This window comes from Cellulosimicrobium sp. SL-1, assembly GCF_011033075.1.
GTDB classification, from domain to species: Bacteria; Actinomycetota; Actinomycetes; order Actinomycetales; family Cellulomonadaceae; genus Cellulosimicrobium; species Cellulosimicrobium funkei.
The window spans coordinates 170613-186528 of sequence record NZ_JAACJC010000002.1 but is presented as its reverse complement, the minus strand read 5'-3'; the positions used below and the strand labels follow the sequence as shown (position 1 = coordinate 186528).

The 15916-nt window shown below is 75.2% G+C and carries 15 protein-coding genes; 11 read left to right on the top strand and 4 right to left on the bottom strand.

Translation table 11 applies throughout. From position 1 onward, the window contains the following. Positions 1–68 precede the first annotated feature (68 nt). A complete protein-coding gene (locus tag GWJ10_RS03455; RefSeq protein WP_163185185.1) occupies positions 69–911 on the bottom strand; it encodes an alpha/beta hydrolase in 843 nt (280 codons plus the stop codon). 110 nt (positions 912–1021) lie between these two features. On the opposite strand from GWJ10_RS03455, the gene GWJ10_RS03450 reads away from it, so the two are divergent. Then, positions 1022–1591 carry a TetR/AcrR family transcriptional regulator gene (locus GWJ10_RS03450; RefSeq protein ID WP_076404254.1) on the top strand — a complete coding sequence of 190 codons (570 nt, stop codon included), beginning with the start codon at positions 1022–1024 and terminating at the stop codon, positions 1589–1591. 237 nt (positions 1592–1828) lie between these two features. Further along, positions 1829–3136 carry a glycoside hydrolase family 16 protein gene (locus GWJ10_RS03445; protein WP_163185182.1) on the top strand — a complete coding sequence of 436 codons (1308 nt, stop codon included), beginning with the start codon at positions 1829–1831 and terminating at the stop codon, positions 3134–3136. A 60-nt stretch (positions 3137–3196) separates the two neighbouring features. On the opposite strand, the gene GWJ10_RS03440 is transcribed toward GWJ10_RS03445, so the two are convergent. Beyond that, entirely contained in the window at positions 3197–4519 is a 1323-nt protein-coding gene (locus tag GWJ10_RS03440; protein WP_163185179.1) for a cation:proton antiporter, read from the bottom strand. A 141-nt stretch (positions 4520–4660) separates the two neighbouring features. Here GWJ10_RS03440 and GWJ10_RS03435 point away from each other — a divergent pair, with 141 nt between their 5' ends. After that, positions 4661–6037, top strand: a complete 1377-nt coding sequence (locus GWJ10_RS03435; RefSeq protein ID WP_163185176.1) for an 8-oxoguanine deaminase — start codon at positions 4661–4663, stop codon at positions 6035–6037. Between the two features lie 52 nt (positions 6038–6089). Here the strand turns inward: GWJ10_RS03435 and GWJ10_RS03430 are convergent, their stop codons facing one another. Then, on the bottom strand, positions 6090–6584 hold the full coding sequence (locus GWJ10_RS03430) for a GNAT family N-acetyltransferase (RefSeq protein ID WP_009864533.1): 495 nt from the start codon (positions 6582–6584) through the stop codon (positions 6090–6092). Between the two features lie 221 nt (positions 6585–6805). Between GWJ10_RS03430 and GWJ10_RS03425 the strand changes: the two genes are divergently transcribed. From GWJ10_RS03425 to GWJ10_RS03415, 3 genes are all read left to right on the top strand, one after another. After that, positions 6806–8440: a nucleobase:cation symporter-2 family protein gene (locus GWJ10_RS03425; protein WP_240949247.1), complete on the top strand. Its 1635-nt coding sequence runs from the start codon at positions 6806–6808 to the stop codon at positions 8438–8440. Positions 8441–8583: 143 nt separating this feature from the next. After that, on the top strand, positions 8584–10122 hold the full coding sequence (locus GWJ10_RS03420) for an amino acid permease (protein WP_163185173.1): 1539 nt from the start codon (positions 8584–8586) through the stop codon (positions 10120–10122). A 4-nt stretch (positions 10123–10126) separates the two neighbouring features. Continuing rightward, positions 10127–10771 (top strand): lysophospholipid acyltransferase family protein, encoded by a 645-nt coding sequence (locus GWJ10_RS03415; RefSeq protein WP_061268954.1) that lies wholly within the window; start codon positions 10127–10129, stop codon positions 10769–10771. Positions 10772–10777: 6 nt separating this feature from the next. Here GWJ10_RS03415 and GWJ10_RS03410 read toward each other — a convergent pair whose 3' ends face one another. After that, positions 10778–11527: a ZIP family zinc transporter gene (locus GWJ10_RS03410; protein WP_034654794.1), complete on the bottom strand. Its 750-nt coding sequence runs from the start codon at positions 11525–11527 to the stop codon at positions 10778–10780. A gap of 106 nt (positions 11528–11633) precedes the next feature. On the opposite strand from GWJ10_RS03410, the gene GWJ10_RS03405 reads away from it, so the two are divergent. The 5 genes from GWJ10_RS03405 to GWJ10_RS03385 all read left to right on the top strand — a co-directional run bounded on the left by GWJ10_RS03405 (position 11634) and on the right by GWJ10_RS03385 (position 15888). Further along, positions 11634–12929, top strand: coding sequence for a histidine kinase (locus GWJ10_RS03405; protein ID WP_163185170.1), 1296 nt, complete (start codon positions 11634–11636; stop codon positions 12927–12929). A gap of 26 nt (positions 12930–12955) precedes the next feature. Then, on the top strand, positions 12956–13603 hold the full coding sequence (locus GWJ10_RS03400; protein ID WP_240696558.1) for a response regulator transcription factor: 648 nt from the start codon (positions 12956–12958) through the stop codon (positions 13601–13603). A gap of 36 nt (positions 13604–13639) precedes the next feature. After that, the gene (locus GWJ10_RS03395; protein ID WP_163185167.1) at positions 13640–14086 is read left to right on the top strand and encodes a MauE/DoxX family redox-associated membrane protein; all 447 of its coding nucleotides are present in this window, start codon (positions 13640–13642) and stop codon (positions 14084–14086) included. A 137-nt stretch (positions 14087–14223) separates the two neighbouring features. Beyond that, complete coding sequence (locus tag GWJ10_RS03390) at positions 14224–15393, top strand: hypothetical protein (protein WP_206158321.1); 1170 nt, start codon at positions 14224–14226, stop codon at positions 15391–15393. Positions 15394–15471: 78 nt separating this feature from the next. Beyond that, positions 15472–15888 (top strand): MerR family transcriptional regulator, encoded by a 417-nt coding sequence (locus GWJ10_RS03385; protein WP_163185164.1) that lies wholly within the window; start codon positions 15472–15474, stop codon positions 15886–15888. Positions 15889–15916 lie beyond the last annotated feature (28 nt).

Sequence of the window (15916 nt, the reverse complement as noted above, 5' to 3'; positions counted from 1 at the left end):
GGCGCCGGGCGCCGGAGACCACCCCGGCGCCCGGACGCGGCGCCCGGACCTGCCGACCGGCGTCGCGGTCAGCGGCCGACGAAGGCGAGCAGCGCCTCGTTGACCTCGGCCGCGTGCGTGACGAGCAGGCCGTGGGGAGCGCCATCGACCTCGACGTACTCGGCGTCCGGCACGAGCTGGCGGAAGCGGCGCCCGGTCGCGTCGATCGGCAAGATGTTGTCCTTCGTGCCGTGCAGGATCAGCGTCGGCTTGCCGGCCGCGCGGACGGCCTCGACGTCGGCCCGGAAGTCCTCGATCCAGGTCGGCACGACCGCGTACGCGGCGACGGGCGCGGACCCGATCGCGGTGATCCAGCTCGCGTGCACGGCGTCCTCGCTGATGCGCGTCCCGAGGTTCTCGTCGAGGTTGTAGAAGTCCTTGTAGAACTGCGTGTACCAGGCGTAGCGGTCGGAGCGCGCGGCCTCGACGATGCCGTCGAACACGGACTGCGGGACGCCCTCCGGGTTGTCGTCGCGCTGGACGAGGAAGGGCTCGAGCGAGGCGAGGAACGCGAGCTTGGCGACGCGCTCGTGGCCGTGGTTCTTCACGTAGCGGGCGAGCTCGCCGGTGCCCATGGAGAAGCCGACGAGGATCACGTCGCGCAGGTCGAGCGTCTCGAGGACGGTGTCGAGGTCGGCTGCGAACGTCTCGTAGTCGTAGCCGCTGCCGACCTTGCTCGACGCACCGAACCCGCGGCGGTCGTAGGTGATGACGCGGTGGCCGGCGTCGAGCAGCTCGCGCTTCTGCAGCTCCCAGCTGTGGCCGTCGAGCGGGTAGCCGTGGATGAGGACGACCGGCTGCCCGGTGCCCTGGTCCTCGTAGTAGAGCTCGATGTCGGTGGAGTTCTCCTGCCCGACGGTGATGTACCCCATGGTCGTGCTCCCTTCGCGGCGTCGGGAGAACGGTCGTTCTCCCGTGAGTCGCTACACTAGAGAACGATGGTTCTCCGCGCAAGCGGTACGACGTGAACAGGAGATGAGCGATGCTCGACGACGTGAGCGCCCGCGCGGCCGTGGTGGCCGCGGCCGACCGGCTGTTCTACGCCCAGGGCGTGCAGTCCGTCGGGATGGACGCCGTCCGCGCCGAGGCCGGGGTGTCGCTCAAGCGCATCTACTCGCTCTTCCCGTCCAAGGACGACCTCGTCGTGGCCGTGCTGCGCCAGCGCACGCGCCGGTGGGACGAGGGGATCGCGCAGGCCGCCGCGGGAGCGGCCACGCCCCGCGACCGCCTCCTCGCGGTGTTCGACTTCCTCGACGCGTGGTTCCGCGAGGACGGCTTCCGCGGGTGCGCGTTCATCAACTCGTTCGGCGAGCTCGGCGCGACGTCGCCCGGGGTCGCCGCCGCGGTGCGCGAGCACAAGGAGTCGTTCCAGCGGTACGCGCGCGACGTCGTGCGCGAGGCGGGCCTGCCCGACGACGTCGCGCTCCAGGTCGTGCTGCTCGCCGAGGGCGCGCAGACGACGGCGGCCATCACGCAGGACCTCGACGTCGCGCGCCAGGCGCGCCGGGCGGCCGAGGCGATCCTCGACGCGGCGGTCCCTGCGAGGGTGTGACGTCCCGAGGCGTTTCCGGGGGCGTTCGGGTCGCTCGCTCGCCCGTGGTGTCGGAGAAGCGATATGGGAGCGATCCCACGACACGCCGAGAGAGCGCTTGCTCGGCATGATCCCGCCGCCGTAGGTTCGCGACGGAGGGCCGAGGAACGGCCCCCGCCCCGGTGCAGAGTCGCGCCGAGAGCACGTCGCGCACCGTGGCGAGACGCAGGCGGCACCGCCGCCGGACCTGGAGGAACGATGGACCTCGCACGTCACCGCTCCCTGACCCCGCCCCGCACCCCGGCCGGGCCCCGACCCCGCACCCGGCGGCGCCTCGCGGGCGCGCTCGTCGCCGCGCTCACGGCGGCCGCCGCGGCGCTCGCCGTCACCGTGCCCGCGACGTCGGCCGCCGCCGCACCCGGCGACCTCCTGTGGTCCGACGAGTTCGACGGCGCGGCGGGCTCGGCGCCGAACCCGGCCGTCTGGAACCACGAGACCGGCGCGCACGGGTGGGGCAACGCCGAGCTCCAGAACTACACGGCCTCGCGCGCCAACTCCGCGCTCGACGGCCAGGGCAACCTCGTCATCACCGCGCGTCGCGAGGGCGACGGGTCGTACACGTCGGCCCGCATGACGACCCAGGGCAAGTACCAGCCGCAGTACGGGCGCATCGAGGCGCGCATCCAGATCCCGCGCGGCCAGGGGATCTGGCCGGCGTTCTGGATGCTCGGCGGGAGCTTCCCCGGGACGCCGTGGCCGTCGTCGGGCGAGATCGACATCATGGAGAACGTCGGGTTCGAGCCGCACCGCGTGCACGGCACGGTGCACGGCCCGGGGTACTCCGGCGGCTCCGGCATCACGGGCATGTACCAGCACCCGCAGGGCTGGTCGTTCGCGGACACGTTCCACACGTTCGCGGTCGACTGGAAGCCGGGGGAGATCACGTGGTTCGTCGACGGCCAGCAGTTCCACCGCGTCACGCGCGCGAGCGTCGGCGCGAACGCCTGGGTGTTCGACCAGCCGTTCTTCCTCATCCTCAACGTCGCGGTCGGCGGGCAGTGGCCCGGCTACCCCGACGGCACGACCCAGCTCCCGCAGCAGATGAAGGTCGACTACGTGCGCGTCTACGACAACGGCTCGGGCTCGTCGAACCCGGGGAACCCCGGCACCGGCCTGCCCACGGGGACCGGCGCGGTGCGCGCCGCGAACGGCATGTGCGTCGACGTCCCTTGGGCGGACCCGACCGACGGCAACCAGGTGCAGATCGTCACGTGCAGCGGCAACGCCGCGCAGACCTGGACGCGCGGCTCCGACGGGACCGTCCGTGCGCTCGGCAAGTGCCTCGACGTGCGCGACGGCGCGACGACGCGCGGCGCCGCCGTGCAGGTGTGGACGTGCAACGGGACCGGCGCGCAGAAGTGGGCGTACGACGCGGGGAGCAAGGCGCTGCGCAACCCGCAGTCCGGGCTCTGCCTCGACGCCACGGGCGGCGCGCCCCTGCACGACGGCCAGCGGCTGCAGACCTGGACGTGCAACGGCACGACCGCGCAGCAGTGGACGGTGTGACGGCCGGCTGACCTGGCGACCGCGGCGACCGGCCGCGCGGGAGGGGCACCCCGGGGTGCGTCACCCGCGCGCGGTCGCCGCGTCGTCGGGCGGGTCGACGCGCGGGCCCGGCTCGCCCTGCTCGCCCGGTCCGGATGGGCGGCCGCCCGGCTCGCGCGGGCCGAACCGGCTCGCGACCATCGGCAGCACGATCACCGACAGCACGCCCGCGCCGACGAGCGCCGCCCCGACCTGCGACGTCATGGCGCCCTGCTCGACGGCGATCTCCGTGAGCGCGACGAGCAGCGGCAGCGCGGTCGCCGCGTAGAGCGCGGTCTGGACGCGCTCGACCGACGGCAGCTCGCGCCGGAACCACAGGAGCACCGGGCCGCCCCGCACGACCACCATGAGCGCGAAGAACGTCAGCGGCAGCAGCGGGGACGCGACGATGGAGTCGATGTCCAGACCCATGCCGGAGCTCACGAAGAACACCGGCACGAACACGCCCCACGCGACCGCGTCGAGCTTCTTCTCCAGCGCCTCGACGTCGCCGGGCGCCCAGCGCCGCAGCACCATGCCGCCGACGAACGCGCCCAGCACCGCGTCGAACCCGAGCCCCGCGGCGAGCGCGAGCAGCACGACGAGCAGCAGCACCGTGAGGCGCAGCGTGCTCTGGCCGGTCCCGTGCTCCGCCGCGCTGAAGAGGCGGTCGCCGCCGAGGGCCTTGAGGCGCCCCAGCCGGCCCGGCAGCGCGGACAGCGCGACCGCGACGACCGCGAACAGGACGAGCAGGATCGCCGCGACCCCGCTCTCGCGCGTCCCGAGCAGCACGGCCATGGCGACGATCGGGCCGAGCTCGCCCACCGCCCCGACCACGAGCACCGCGCGGCCCAGCCGCGAGCCGAGCTGACCGCCGTCGCGCAGGATGGGGAGCACCACGCCGAGCGCCGTCGTCGTGAGCGCGATCGCCCCCGCCGCGACGGCGTGCGGCGAGTCGTGACCGACGATCGCGAGGACGAGCACGGCGCCGACGACGAGCGACGTCAGCCACGCCGCTCCGGCCCGCCGTCCGACGCGCTCGCGCAGGAGGCTCGGCTCGAGCTCGTACCCGGCCAGCAGGAAGAGGAAGCCCATGCCGAGGTCCGAGAGGAGCGTGACGTCGTCGGGCGTGGCGAGGTCGAGCGCGGACGGCCCGACGAGGATGCCGCCCAGCAGCAGCACGACGACCTGCGGGACGCGCGACCGCACGGGCATGAGGCCCGTGAGCAGCGGCGCCAGCAGGGCGACGACGAACACCGGCACGAGCGGGGCGTAGACGTTCACGGACGGCTCCCGGTGGTCGGCGGCGGCGAGCACCAGGATGGCGCAGCGGCCGAGGTCGCGCGCGGGAAGCGGCGGGCGCATCTTGACGGCGGTCGCGGCCCGGCCTAGCGTCGGCCGGGCCGCGTGACGCGCGGCACCTGGATCGGCAGACAGGACCACTGAGCCGGCGCACCGTGGCGCCGGAGCCGCGCCCCGGTGAGCGACGAGCCACCAGGAGGCACCATGACCAGCACCGACGCAGCGACCAGGACGTGGGTCCGCGACCCGCTCGGCGTGTTCACCGCCGACGACTCCCCGGGCGCCCCGGACGCGCGCGGCGGCCTCGTCGTCGAGGGCGGGGTGGTCGTCGAGCTCGTCGCGGCCGGCGCGCAGCCGTCCGCTCCCGTCGACGAGACGTTCGACGCGTCGCAGCACGTGCTCACGCCGGGCCTGATCAACACGCACCACCACTTCTACCAGACGCTCACGCGGGCCTGGGGGCCGGTCGCCGACGCCCCGCTCTTCCCCTGGCTGCAGCGCCTCTACCCGGTCTGGGCGCGCCTCACGCCGCGCGACCACGAGCTCGCGACGACCGTCGCCCTCGCGGAGCTCCTGCTCTCCGGCTGCACGACGGCGGCCGACCACCACTACGTCTTCCCCGCCGGTCTCGACGACGCGATCGACCTCCAGGTCGCCGCCGTCCGGCGGCTCGGGATGCGCGCGACCCTCACGCGCGGCTCCATGACTCTCGGCCAGGACGACGGCGGCCTGCCGCCGCAGTCGGTCGTCCAGGACCTCGACACGATCCTCGCGGACTCGCAGCGGCTCGTGGACACGTACCACGAGCGGGGTGCCGGGGCGCAGGTCCAGATCGCGTTCGCGCCCTGCTCGCCGTTCTCCGTGACGACCGACGCGATGCGGGAGAGCGCGGCGCTCGCGGAGGAGCTCGACGTCCGCCTGCACACGCACCTCGCCGAGACGATCGACGAGGAGGACTTCTGCCGCGAGCGCTTCGGGATGCGCACGGTCGACTACCTGGAGTCCGTCGGCTGGCTCACGGACCGCGCCTGGCTCGGCCACGGCATCCACCTCGACGACGACGAGGTGCGCCGCCTCGGGGCGGCGGGGACCGGCGTCGCGCACTGCCCGACGTCGAACATGCGCCTCGCGTCGGGCATCGCCCGGGCCGTGGAGCTGGAGGACGCGGGCGCGCCCGTCGGGCTCGGGGTCGACGGCTCGGCGTCGAACGACGCCTCGACGATGATCCTCGAGGCGCGCCAGGCGCTCTACCTCCAGCGCCTCCGGTACGGCGCGGACATCCCCGTGACCCGCGCGCTCGGCTGGGGCACGCGCGGGTCGGCGCGCGTGCTGGGGCGGGACGACGTCGGCGTGCTCGCGGTCGGCAAGCAGGCCGACCTCGCGCTGTGGCGGCTCGACGAGCTGCGCTTCTCCGGCGCCCACGACCCGGTCGCCGCGCTCCTGCTGTGCGGCGCCGACCGCGCGGACCGCGTCATGGTGGGCGGCGCGTGGCGCGTCGTCGACGGCGCGATCCCCGGGCTCGACCTCGGCGCCCTCGCGGCCGAGCACTCGGCGGCGGCCCGGCGCCTCGTCGCGGGGTGAGCCGGGGCCGGCGGGGACGGGCCGGGCCGACGCCCGGGGCGCCCCCGCCGGCTCAGAGCTCGCGGTAGTAGTGGACGACGGGCAGCGCGGTGAAGCCGCTCGACTCGTACAGGGCGCGCGCTGCCCCGTGGCCCGGGTCGCCGCCGGTCCAGACGTTGGCGTAGGCGCACCCGGCGTCGCGCATGAGCGCGAGGGCAGCGTCCACGAGCCGGCGGCCGATGCCGTCGCCCTGCACGTCGGGGTCGACGGCGATGATCTCCAGGTCGGCGGTGCGCGCGCCCTCCGGCGCGGGCTCGCCGAGCACCGTGGTGGCGAACCCGACGACCCGGCCGTCGCGCTCCGCGACGACCGTCGTCGCGGGGTGCTTCTCGCACGCGCCCCGCACCTCCGCCGCCTGGCTGCGGCGCCAGTCGGGGTAGGCGAGGTCGTAGAGGCGCTCCCCGAGGGTCTCGCGCCAGGAGGCGAACGCGCCCTCCCACGCGCGCAGCGACAGCGCGACGACCGCGTCGAGGTCGGCGGGGCGGTAGGGCCGCAGGGTCGTGGTCACCGGTGGAGCGTAGGGAGGACGCGCGGCGCGGTGCCAGCGCTTTGCCGCGTCGCACGGGCGACGTCACGGGCGGCGGCGGACGGGCGACGTCGGGCGGTCGCGACCGTCCCTGCTGGCCACGCACGAGTTGCGGCAGGGACTTGACACAGGTCACACGAGGCGTTCGAATAGTGGAAGTAGTTTTCCGCCAAGCGGAACGATAGCTGACGAGGAGGTCCGCTATGAATGCGCGAGCCACGAGGGCCACGGACGGCGCCGAACGGCGTCCGGTACGCCCCGAGGACGAGCGGCTGCCCATCGGGTCGACGTTCGGGTACGGGTTCCAGCACGTGCTCACGATGTACGGCGGCATCATCGCCCCCCCGCTCATCGTGGGGAGCGCCGCGGGCCTGACCGGCGCCGAGATCGGGATGCTCGTCGCGGCGTCCCTCTTCATCGGCGGCCTCGCGACGATCCTGCAGACGGTGGGCATCCCCTTCTTCGGGTCCCAGCTGCCGCTGGTCCAGGGCGTGTCCTTCGCGGGCGTGTCCACGATGGTCGCGATCGTCAACGGCGGGGGAGGGATCCCGGGCGTCCTGGGCGCGGTGCTCGTCGCCTCCGTGATCGGCCTGCTCATCACCCCGTTCTTCGCGCAGATCATCCGGTTCTTCCCGCCGGTGGTGACGGGCGTCGTCATCACGACGATCGGGCTCACGCTCATGCCCGTCGCGGCCAACTGGGCGATGGGCGGCAACGCGAGCGCGCCCGACTACGGCTCGGTGAGCAACATCGGCCTCGCCGCGCTGACGTTCGCGATCGTCATCCTGCTGTCCAAGGTCGGCAGCGGCACGATCTCGCGCCTGTCGATCCTCATCGCGATCGTCGTCGGGACGCTCATCGCGCTCGCGCTCGGCAAGGCCGACTTCTCCGGCGTGGGCGACGGCCCCGTCGCCGCGTTCCCGTCGTTCCTCGGCTTCGGGGCGCCGACGTTCGAGATCGCCGCGATCATCTCCATGCTCATCGTCATCCTCGTGACCCTCACCGAGACGACGGCCGACATCATCGCCGTCGGCGAGATCGTCGGCACCAAGGTGAACCGCAAGCGCATCGCGGACGGCCTCCGGGCCGACATGGCGTCGTCCATCGTGTCGCCGTTCTTCGGGTCGTTCACGCAGTCGGCGTTCGCGCAGAACGTCGGCCTCGTGGCCATCACGGGCGTGAAGTCGCGGTTCGTCGTGGGGGCGGGCGGCGCGATCCTCGTGATCCTCGGCCTGCTGCCGGTCCTCGGCCGCGTCGTCGCCGCGGTGCCGACGCCGGTCCTCGGCGGCGCGGGCGTCGTCCTGTTCGGCTCGGTCGCGGCGTCGGGCATCCGCACGCTCGCCAAGGTCGACTACTCGCGCCCGATGAACCTCATCATCGTCGCGGCGTCGATCTCGTTCGGCATGATCCCCATCGCCAAGCCCGACTTCTACGACCAGTTCCCCACGTGGTTCGGGATCATCTTCCACTCGGGCATCAGCTCGGCCGCGGTCATGGCGATCCTGCTCAACCTGCTCTTCAACCACCTGAAGTTCGGCACGCCGCCCGACCCGTCGGTGTTCGCCGCCGGGGCGGAGCACGGTGCGAACGCCGTGGACGACGAGGACCTGGAGGACCTCCAGGACGACGGCGTCCTCAACGGCTCGACGCGCCGACCGGTCGCCGTCGACGCCACGGCGCCGACGCCCGGCGCCCCGGCGCCGGACGGCGACGGACGGCAGGCCGGCACCGCCGCCGGAGCGGGCGACCGCGCCGACGACCCGGCCGCGCCCGGCGACGGCACCGCCGCGCCGCGCCAGCACGCCGTCGCCCCGCTCCCGCGGACCGCGACCCCGTAGCGACGGCACAGCGTCGTGCCCGACGCCGCCCCGCACCCCGAGCGTCCCTCACGCCGGGTGCGGGGTGTCGTCGCGCTCGGGCCGTGTAGCGTCGTGGGTCGGCGTCGAGCACGGCGTCCCGACCCCGACCGCAGGACCGCACCATGAGCACCCCCACGCCCGAACGCCCGGCACCGTCCGCGAGCGGGGCACCGTCCACGACCGGGCCGACCGGCGACGCGACCGTCGACAGCGGCGCGGACCCGAGCGCCGACCACCTGGGCAGCGGGCTGCGCACGCGGCACCTGACGATGATGGGCCTCGGCTCCGCGATCGGCGCCGGGCTGTTCCTCGGCTCCGGCGTCGGGATCGCCACCGCCGGCCCGGCCGTGCTCGTGTCGTACGCGATCGCGGGCGTCGTCGTCATCCTCGTCATGCGGATGCTCGCCGAGATGGCGAGCGCGCGCCCCGCGAGCGGGTCGTTCTCCGTCTACGCGGAGGAGGCGCTCGGGCCGTGGGCCGGGTTCCTGCTCGGCTGGCTGTACTGGTTCATGCTCGTCATGGTGCTCGGCGCCGAGATCACCGGGGCCGCGCGCATCGTCACCGGCTGGTACCCCGACGTGCCGCAGTGGGGCGTCGCGCTCGCCGTGGTCGTCGTGTTCGCGGTGATCAACCTGTGGGGCGTGCGGCAGTTCGGCGAGCTCGAGTTCTGGTTCGCGTTCGTCAAGGTCGCGGCGATCGTCGGGTTCCTCGTCGTCGGCGTGCTGCTCGTGCTCGGCCTGCTGCCCGGGACGGAGCCCGTCGGCACGTCGAACCTGCTCGGCCAGGGCGGCTTCGCCCCGGAGGGGTGGGGCGGCATCGCGGCGGGGCTGCTCGTCGTCGTCTTCGCGTTCGGCGGCATCGAGATCGTCACGATCGCCGCGGCCGAGGCGCGCGAGCCGCGCACCGCCGTCGCGCGCGCGACGCGCAGCATCGTGTGGCGGATCCTCGTGTTCTACCTGGGCTCGGTCGCGATCATGGTGCTCGTGCTCCCGTGGGACTCGCCGCTGCTCGCCGAGAGCCCGTTCGTCGCGGTGCTCGACCTCGCCGGGCTGCCGGGCGCGGCGCGCGTCATGGAGGTCGTCGTCGTGGTCGCGCTGCTCTCGGCGTTCAACGCGAACGTGTACGGCACGTCGCGCATGGCCTACTCGCTGGCCGGGCGCGGCGACGGCCCGCGCGCGCTGCGGCGCGTGTCGCGGCGCGACGTCCCCTGGGTGTCGGTGCTGGTCTCCGTGTTCTTCGCGCTCGTCGCGGTCGGGCTGAACTGGCTCCTGCCGGAGGCGCTGCTGGGCATCCTGCTCAACGCCGTGGGCGCCGCGCTGCTCGTCGTGTGGGTCCTCGTCGCCGTCTCGCAGCTGCGGCTCCGTCGGCGGATCGAGGCGCAGGCCCGCGCGTCGGGCGAGCCGATGACCCTGCGTATGTGGGGCTTCCCGTGGCTCACGTGGGCGGTGCTCGTGGGTCTCGCGGCGCTCGCCGTCCTCATGCTGACCGACGCCGCCGCGCGCGCCCAGCTCGTGTCCACCGCGGGGCTCGTGGTCGTGATCCTCGCGGTGTACCTCGTCACCCGGCGGGGCCGGGCGCGGTGCGGCGGCGGGGGCGCGCGCCGACGGGTGAGCCGTCGCCCACGGCGTGCACGGACGTGCGCCCCGGACGGTGCACAATGAACGGATGACCTATCGCGTCCTGAGGCTCATCCTGTCGCTGCTCGCCTACGTGCTGCTGCGGCCCCAGGTGACAGGTCGCAACAACATCCCGCGCCACGGTGCGGTGATCCTCGCGAGCAACCACCTGTCGTTCATCGACTCGCTGCTCATCCCGATCGTCGCGCCGCGGCACGTGACGTTCCTCGCCAAGGCCGAGTACTTCACGGGCCGCGGGATCAAGGGCCGCCTGTCGCGGTGGTTCTTCACGACGATCGGCATGATCCCCGTCCAGCGCGACGACCCGCGCGCCGGGCAGCGCTCGCTCGAGGACGCGCTCGAGGTGCTCCAGCGCGGCGGCGCGTTCGGGATCTACCCCGAGGGCACGCGCTCGCGCGACGGCAAGCTGCACCCGGGCCGCACGGGCGTCGCGTGGCTCGCGCTCGCCGGGCACGCGCCCGTCGTCCCCGTCGCCGTGCGCGGCACGGACAAGGTCCAGCCGGTCGGCAAGCGGATCCCGCGCCTGCACCGCGTCGAGGTGCACTTCGGTAAGCCCATCGACCCGCAGCGCCAGATCACGGCCGGGACCAAGCCGGCGCAGGCGCGCCGCGAGCTCACGGACGAGGTCATGGCGTCGATCCACCGCATGAGCGGCCAGGACCTCGCGGCCTGACGGCGGTCAGCCGCCGATCGAGCTCAGGCCGAACGCCGTCGCGAACCCGAGCACGGTGACGAGGCCGGTGACCGGGCCGCCGAACTCCGTCGCCTCGGGGATCATCGTGTCGACGAGCATGGTGAGCAGCGCCCCCGCGGCGAACGCCTGGGTGACCGCCACGACGGCGGGCGACGCGCCGTCGAGCGCGAGGTAGCCGATCCCGGCCGCGAGCGCCGAGACGAGCGTCGTCGACCCCCACAGCACCCACAGCCGCGACGGCTTCGTGCCGGCCTTGAGCAGCCCCGCCGTCGCCGACATCGCCTCGGGCAGGTTGGACACGAAGACGGCGGCGAGCATCGCGACGCTCACCCCGCCGCCCCCGATGAGCGTCGCGCCGAGCACCACGGACTCGGGGATGCCGTCGAGCACGGTGCCGAGCGCGATCGCCGCGCCGCCGGTCCCGCCCGCGGCCTGGACCGACTCCTTCTGCACGCCCGTGGAGCGCTTGCGGCCCTCGCCGCCCATCCGGTCGATGATCCGGTCGCCGACGAAGAACGTCAGCGCCCCGCCCGCGAGACCCGCGAGCAGGACGAGCCCGCTCGCGCGGGTCGACGCGTCCTCCACGAGGTCGTAGGCGACCGCGCTGATGAGCACGCCCGAGCCGAACGCCATGACGAGCCCGACGAGCCGCTGGCCCGGCGGGCGCCAGAAGACGAGCGCGGCCCCGAGGAGCAGCGACGACGCCCCGACGAGGCCCCACCAGAACCCGATCACGCTCCCATTGGACCAGCGGGCGTGCCGGGGCGCGCGGCGTCGCGCACGCCGCGGTTCCCCCGTCGAGGGGATGTGCCGCGCGGGCGGCGCGGTGAGACTGGGGGCCATGACGACCGACGCGCGCCCGCCGCGAGGGTGGGGACGGGTGCTCGCCCCGCTGCGCAGCACGGCCACCGTGCGCGCCGGGGTGCTCCTCGTGGTCGGCGGCGTCGTCGCCGGGGCGTACGCGGCACTCGTCGCGGGGTTCGCGCAGATGTTCGCGTCCCTCCAGACGCCGCGCGTCGCGACGGTCGTCCTGGCGCTCGTGACGGCGGTCCTCGCGAGCGCGCCCCCGTTCCTCGCGCCCGTGCGGACGCTCGAGATCGCGGCGGCGCGGACGTTCCTCGACGTCGACGTGCCGCTCCCCGCAGCCGGCGCCGCCCCGCCGGGGGCGGCGACGCGCTGGCGGGCCGCGGCCTGGTACGCGCTGCACCTGGCCCTCGGGGCGGCGGTCGTGGTCGTGGTGCTGTTCGGGGTCCCGGTCGCGACGCAGCTCGTGCTGTCCGCGACGGGCGTCGAGCCGGTGCTGCTCGCCGACTGGCGACCGTGGGAGGCGCTGCCCGCGTGGACGTGGCTGCTCACCGCGGTGCTCGTGCTACTCGCCGTCCCGTACGTCGTGGCGCTCGCGCGCGCCGTGCTGCGCCAGGCGGCCCTCCCGCTGCTCGGCCCGGACCAGACGGAGCAGATCGCGGAGCTCGAGGCGGCCGCAGACCGTGCGGCCGAGCGGGGCCGGCTCGCGCGCGAGCTGCACGACTCGGTCGGCCACGCGCTGACCGTCACGACGCTCCAGGCGGCCGCGGCGGCACGCCTGCTGGACTCCGACCCGCCCGCGGCGCGCCGTGCGCTCGCCGCGATCGAGGAGACGGGCCGCAGCGCGATGGCGGACCTCGACCACGTGCTCGGCCTCCTGCGCGCGGACGTCCCGGGGGCGCCGCCCCGCGCCCCGGCCCGCACGCTCGCCGACCTCGACGCCCTGCTCGACGACGCGCGCGGCACGGGCGCCGACGTGCGGCTCGCGCGGGACGGTGCCGCGCTGCCCGACGTCCCGCGCGCCGTGTCGCAGGAGGCGTACCGCGTCGTGCAGGAGGCGCTGACCAACGCGCTGCGCCACGCGCCCGGCGAGCCCGTCGCCGTCGAGGTGGCGCCCGGTCCCGGTGACGCGCTGGTCGTCGAGGTGCGCAACCCGCTCGGGGCGGGGACACGGCGTCGGGCAGCCGACGGCGCCGCGCGCGAGCACCGCGGCCTCGCGGGCATGCGCGAACGGGCCCACCTGCTGCGCGGGGAGGTCGCGGCCGGTCCCGCGCCCGACGGCGGCGCCTGGGTCGTGCGCGCGACGTTCCCGCGCGCGGGGTCGTCGCGATGAGCGCGGGCCCCGGCAGGAGCGGTCCCGTGACGGGGACGGTCCGCGTGGTGCTCGTCGACGACGAGCCGCTCGTGCGCGCGGGGCTGCGCGTCATCCTCGACGCGGAGCCGGACCTGGAGGTCGTCGGCGAGGCGGGGGACGGCGCGGAGGTGCCGGGCGTCGTCGCGCGATCGCGGCCCGACGTCGTGCTCATGGACGTGCGGATGCCGCGCGTCGACGGGATCGCGGCGACGCGGGCGCTGCTCGCGCGCGACGGCGCTCCGCGCGTGCTCGTGCTCACGACCTTCGAGAACGACGACCACGTGCTCGACGCGCTCCGGGCCGGGGCGCACGGCTTCCTGCTCAAGCGCGCTCGCCCGGAGGAGGTCGCGCAGGCGGTGCGCGTCGTCGCGCGCGGCGAGTCGCTGCTCTTCCCCGACGCCGTGCGACGCCTCGCGACGGCGCACCCGCCCACGGGCGACGCGCTGCGCGGCGCGCGCCTGACCGAGCGGGAGGGGGAGGTGCTGCGGCTGGTCGCGCAGGGGCTGTCGAACGCAGAGATCGCGGCCGAGCTCTACCTCGGCGTCGAGACCGTGCGCACGCACGTGGGCAACGTCCTCGCCAAGCTCGGCGTCCGGGACCGCACGCAGGCCGTGGTGCGCGCGTACGAGTCGGGGTTCGTGCGGGCGGGCTGACGCGCGCGCCGACCGCCCCGGTGCGACGATCGCGCCATGGACCTCTCCGTGCTCACCCGCCCCGCCCCGCCCGTGCCGCCCGTCGCGACGGTCGCGCGCGTCGCGCTGGGGCTCGCCCTGGTCGGGGCCGGGATCAGCCACCTCACGGTCGCGCGCGAGGAGTTCCAGGCGCAGGTCCCGTCCTGGTTCCCCGTGGACGACGACGTGACGGTGCTCGCGTCGGGCGCCGTCGAGATCGCGCTCGGCGGGTCGCTCGTCGTGCTGCCCCGGTGGCGCGTCGCCGTCGGGCTCGTCGCCGCCGCGTTCTTCGTGGTGATCTTCCCGGGCAACGTCGGGCAGTGGCTCGAGCACCAGGACGGGTTCGGCCTCGACACCGACGCCAAGCGGTTCGGGCGCCTGTTCTTCCAGCCCGTGCTCGTGGCGTGGGCGTTGTGGTCCACGGGCGCCCTCCGGGCGCTGCGTCGGGCGCGCCCGCGCGACTGATCCCCTGACGCGCCGGCCGGTCGCTGCCGGACCGTCGCTGTCGGACCGCTCGCGCCGGAGCGCGGTCACCCGCGCGGGGGAGCGGGCTCGCCGTGCCGGGGGATCCGCCGCAGGGCGGGGTCCGGGAGCGTCGAGGCATGACCACCTCGACACCGCACCCGCCCCTGTCCGACCGCACGCCCGCACCCGCGCCGTCGGGCCGCGACCGTGGACCGTCGACCCGCGGCGGGCCACCCGCCCGTCCCGGGCGCGCGTCCCGAGGCCGCTGGATCGCTCCCGCCGCGGCCGCGTGGTGGACGCTCGGCGGCGTCGCCGCGCTCGTCGCCACCCTGACCGGCGGCACGCTCGCCGTCGGTGCCGCGAACGACCTGTCGTTCGGCGCCCTGAGCAGGGTTCCGGGCGCGACCCTCACGCCGTGGGTCGCGGTCCTCGCGCTCGTCGGCGCGGCCACCGCGCTGCGCGCGTGGCTCGGGGCCCGGCGCGGTCCCGTCGCCCGGGCCGACCGCGCGCTGACCGTCGCGGCGACCGCGGTCGTCTCGGTCGGGGTGCTCGCCCTCACCGACGCGTCGATCCTCGCCCGGCTCGGGTACCTGCCGGTCACGCTCGTCATGGCGCCGTTCGACCCCCTGATCCGCGCCGCGTTCGAGGACTTCCTCGGCGCCGGCCCGCTCACGCAGCTCGCGCTCCTCGGCGGCGGTGCCCTGCTCGTCGCCTCGACGTGGCGGTTCGTGCGCCGCGGGGCCGGGGCGTGCGCGTCCTGCGGGCGCCGCCACGACGGCCACGACCCGGCGTGGACCACGCCCGCCGCCGCGGCGCGCTGGGGCCGGACCGCCGCGCTCGTCGCCGCCGCGATCCCCACCTTCTACGCGGTCACGCGCATCGCCTGGGTGCTCGGCATCCCGCTCGGCTTCTCGCCCGACGACGTCGCGCAGCTCGCCGGGGACGACGGCTGGGTCGCGGCGCTCGGGCTGGGCGGCTTCGCGCTCGTCGGCGCGGTGCTCACGCTCGGCCTGTTCCAGCGCTGGGGCGAGGTCTTCCCGCGCTGGGCGGTCGGGCTCGCGGGACGCCGCGTGCCGGTGGGGCTCGCGGTGGTCCCCGCGACGGTCGTCGCGGTCGCGGTGCTCCCCGCGGGGCTCTCGCTCATCGTCCTCGGGTTCGGCGAGAGCCGGCTGGCCCTGACGGCGGACTCGTGGGGCGCCGTCGGGCCGACGCTCCTGTGGCCGGTGTGGTCGCTCGCGCTCGGCGCCGCGACCTACGCCTACTGGCTCCGACGCCGTGGCCCGTGCCGGGTGTGCGGACGCGGGTGAGCCCGGGCGGCGTTGGCCTGGAGCGCGCAAGGACCCAGAATCAGGAGCGGGTACCGATCGCGCAGAGAGAGGCTCCGCATGTCCGACACGCTCACGCCGCAGGCCGCCGCCGCCCGAGCAGGCGTCAGCCTCGACACGCTCCGCTACTACGAGCGGGAGGGGCTCATCGGGCCGATCGCCCGCACGGCGGGCGGGCACCGGGCCTACGACGGGGACGACCTGTTCTGGATCGGGCTGGTGACGTGCCTCCGGGACGCCGGGCTGGGCATCTCCGAGCTGCGCGAGTTCACGTCGCTCCTGCGCCGCGAGGGGAGCCCCGCCGACCGCGTCGCGTTCCTCCAGGGCCATCGGCGGGAGCTGCGCGAGCGCAGGGCGCGGATCGACCTCGCGCTCGGCGTGCTCGACGACAAGATCGCGTACTACCGCGAGCAGGCGGGAGAGGCCCCGGGCCCGGGCGTCGAGGGGGAGCCGGGTCCGCCGTCGAGCACCGCTTGACCTGGAGCGCGCTCCAGCATCGAGCATC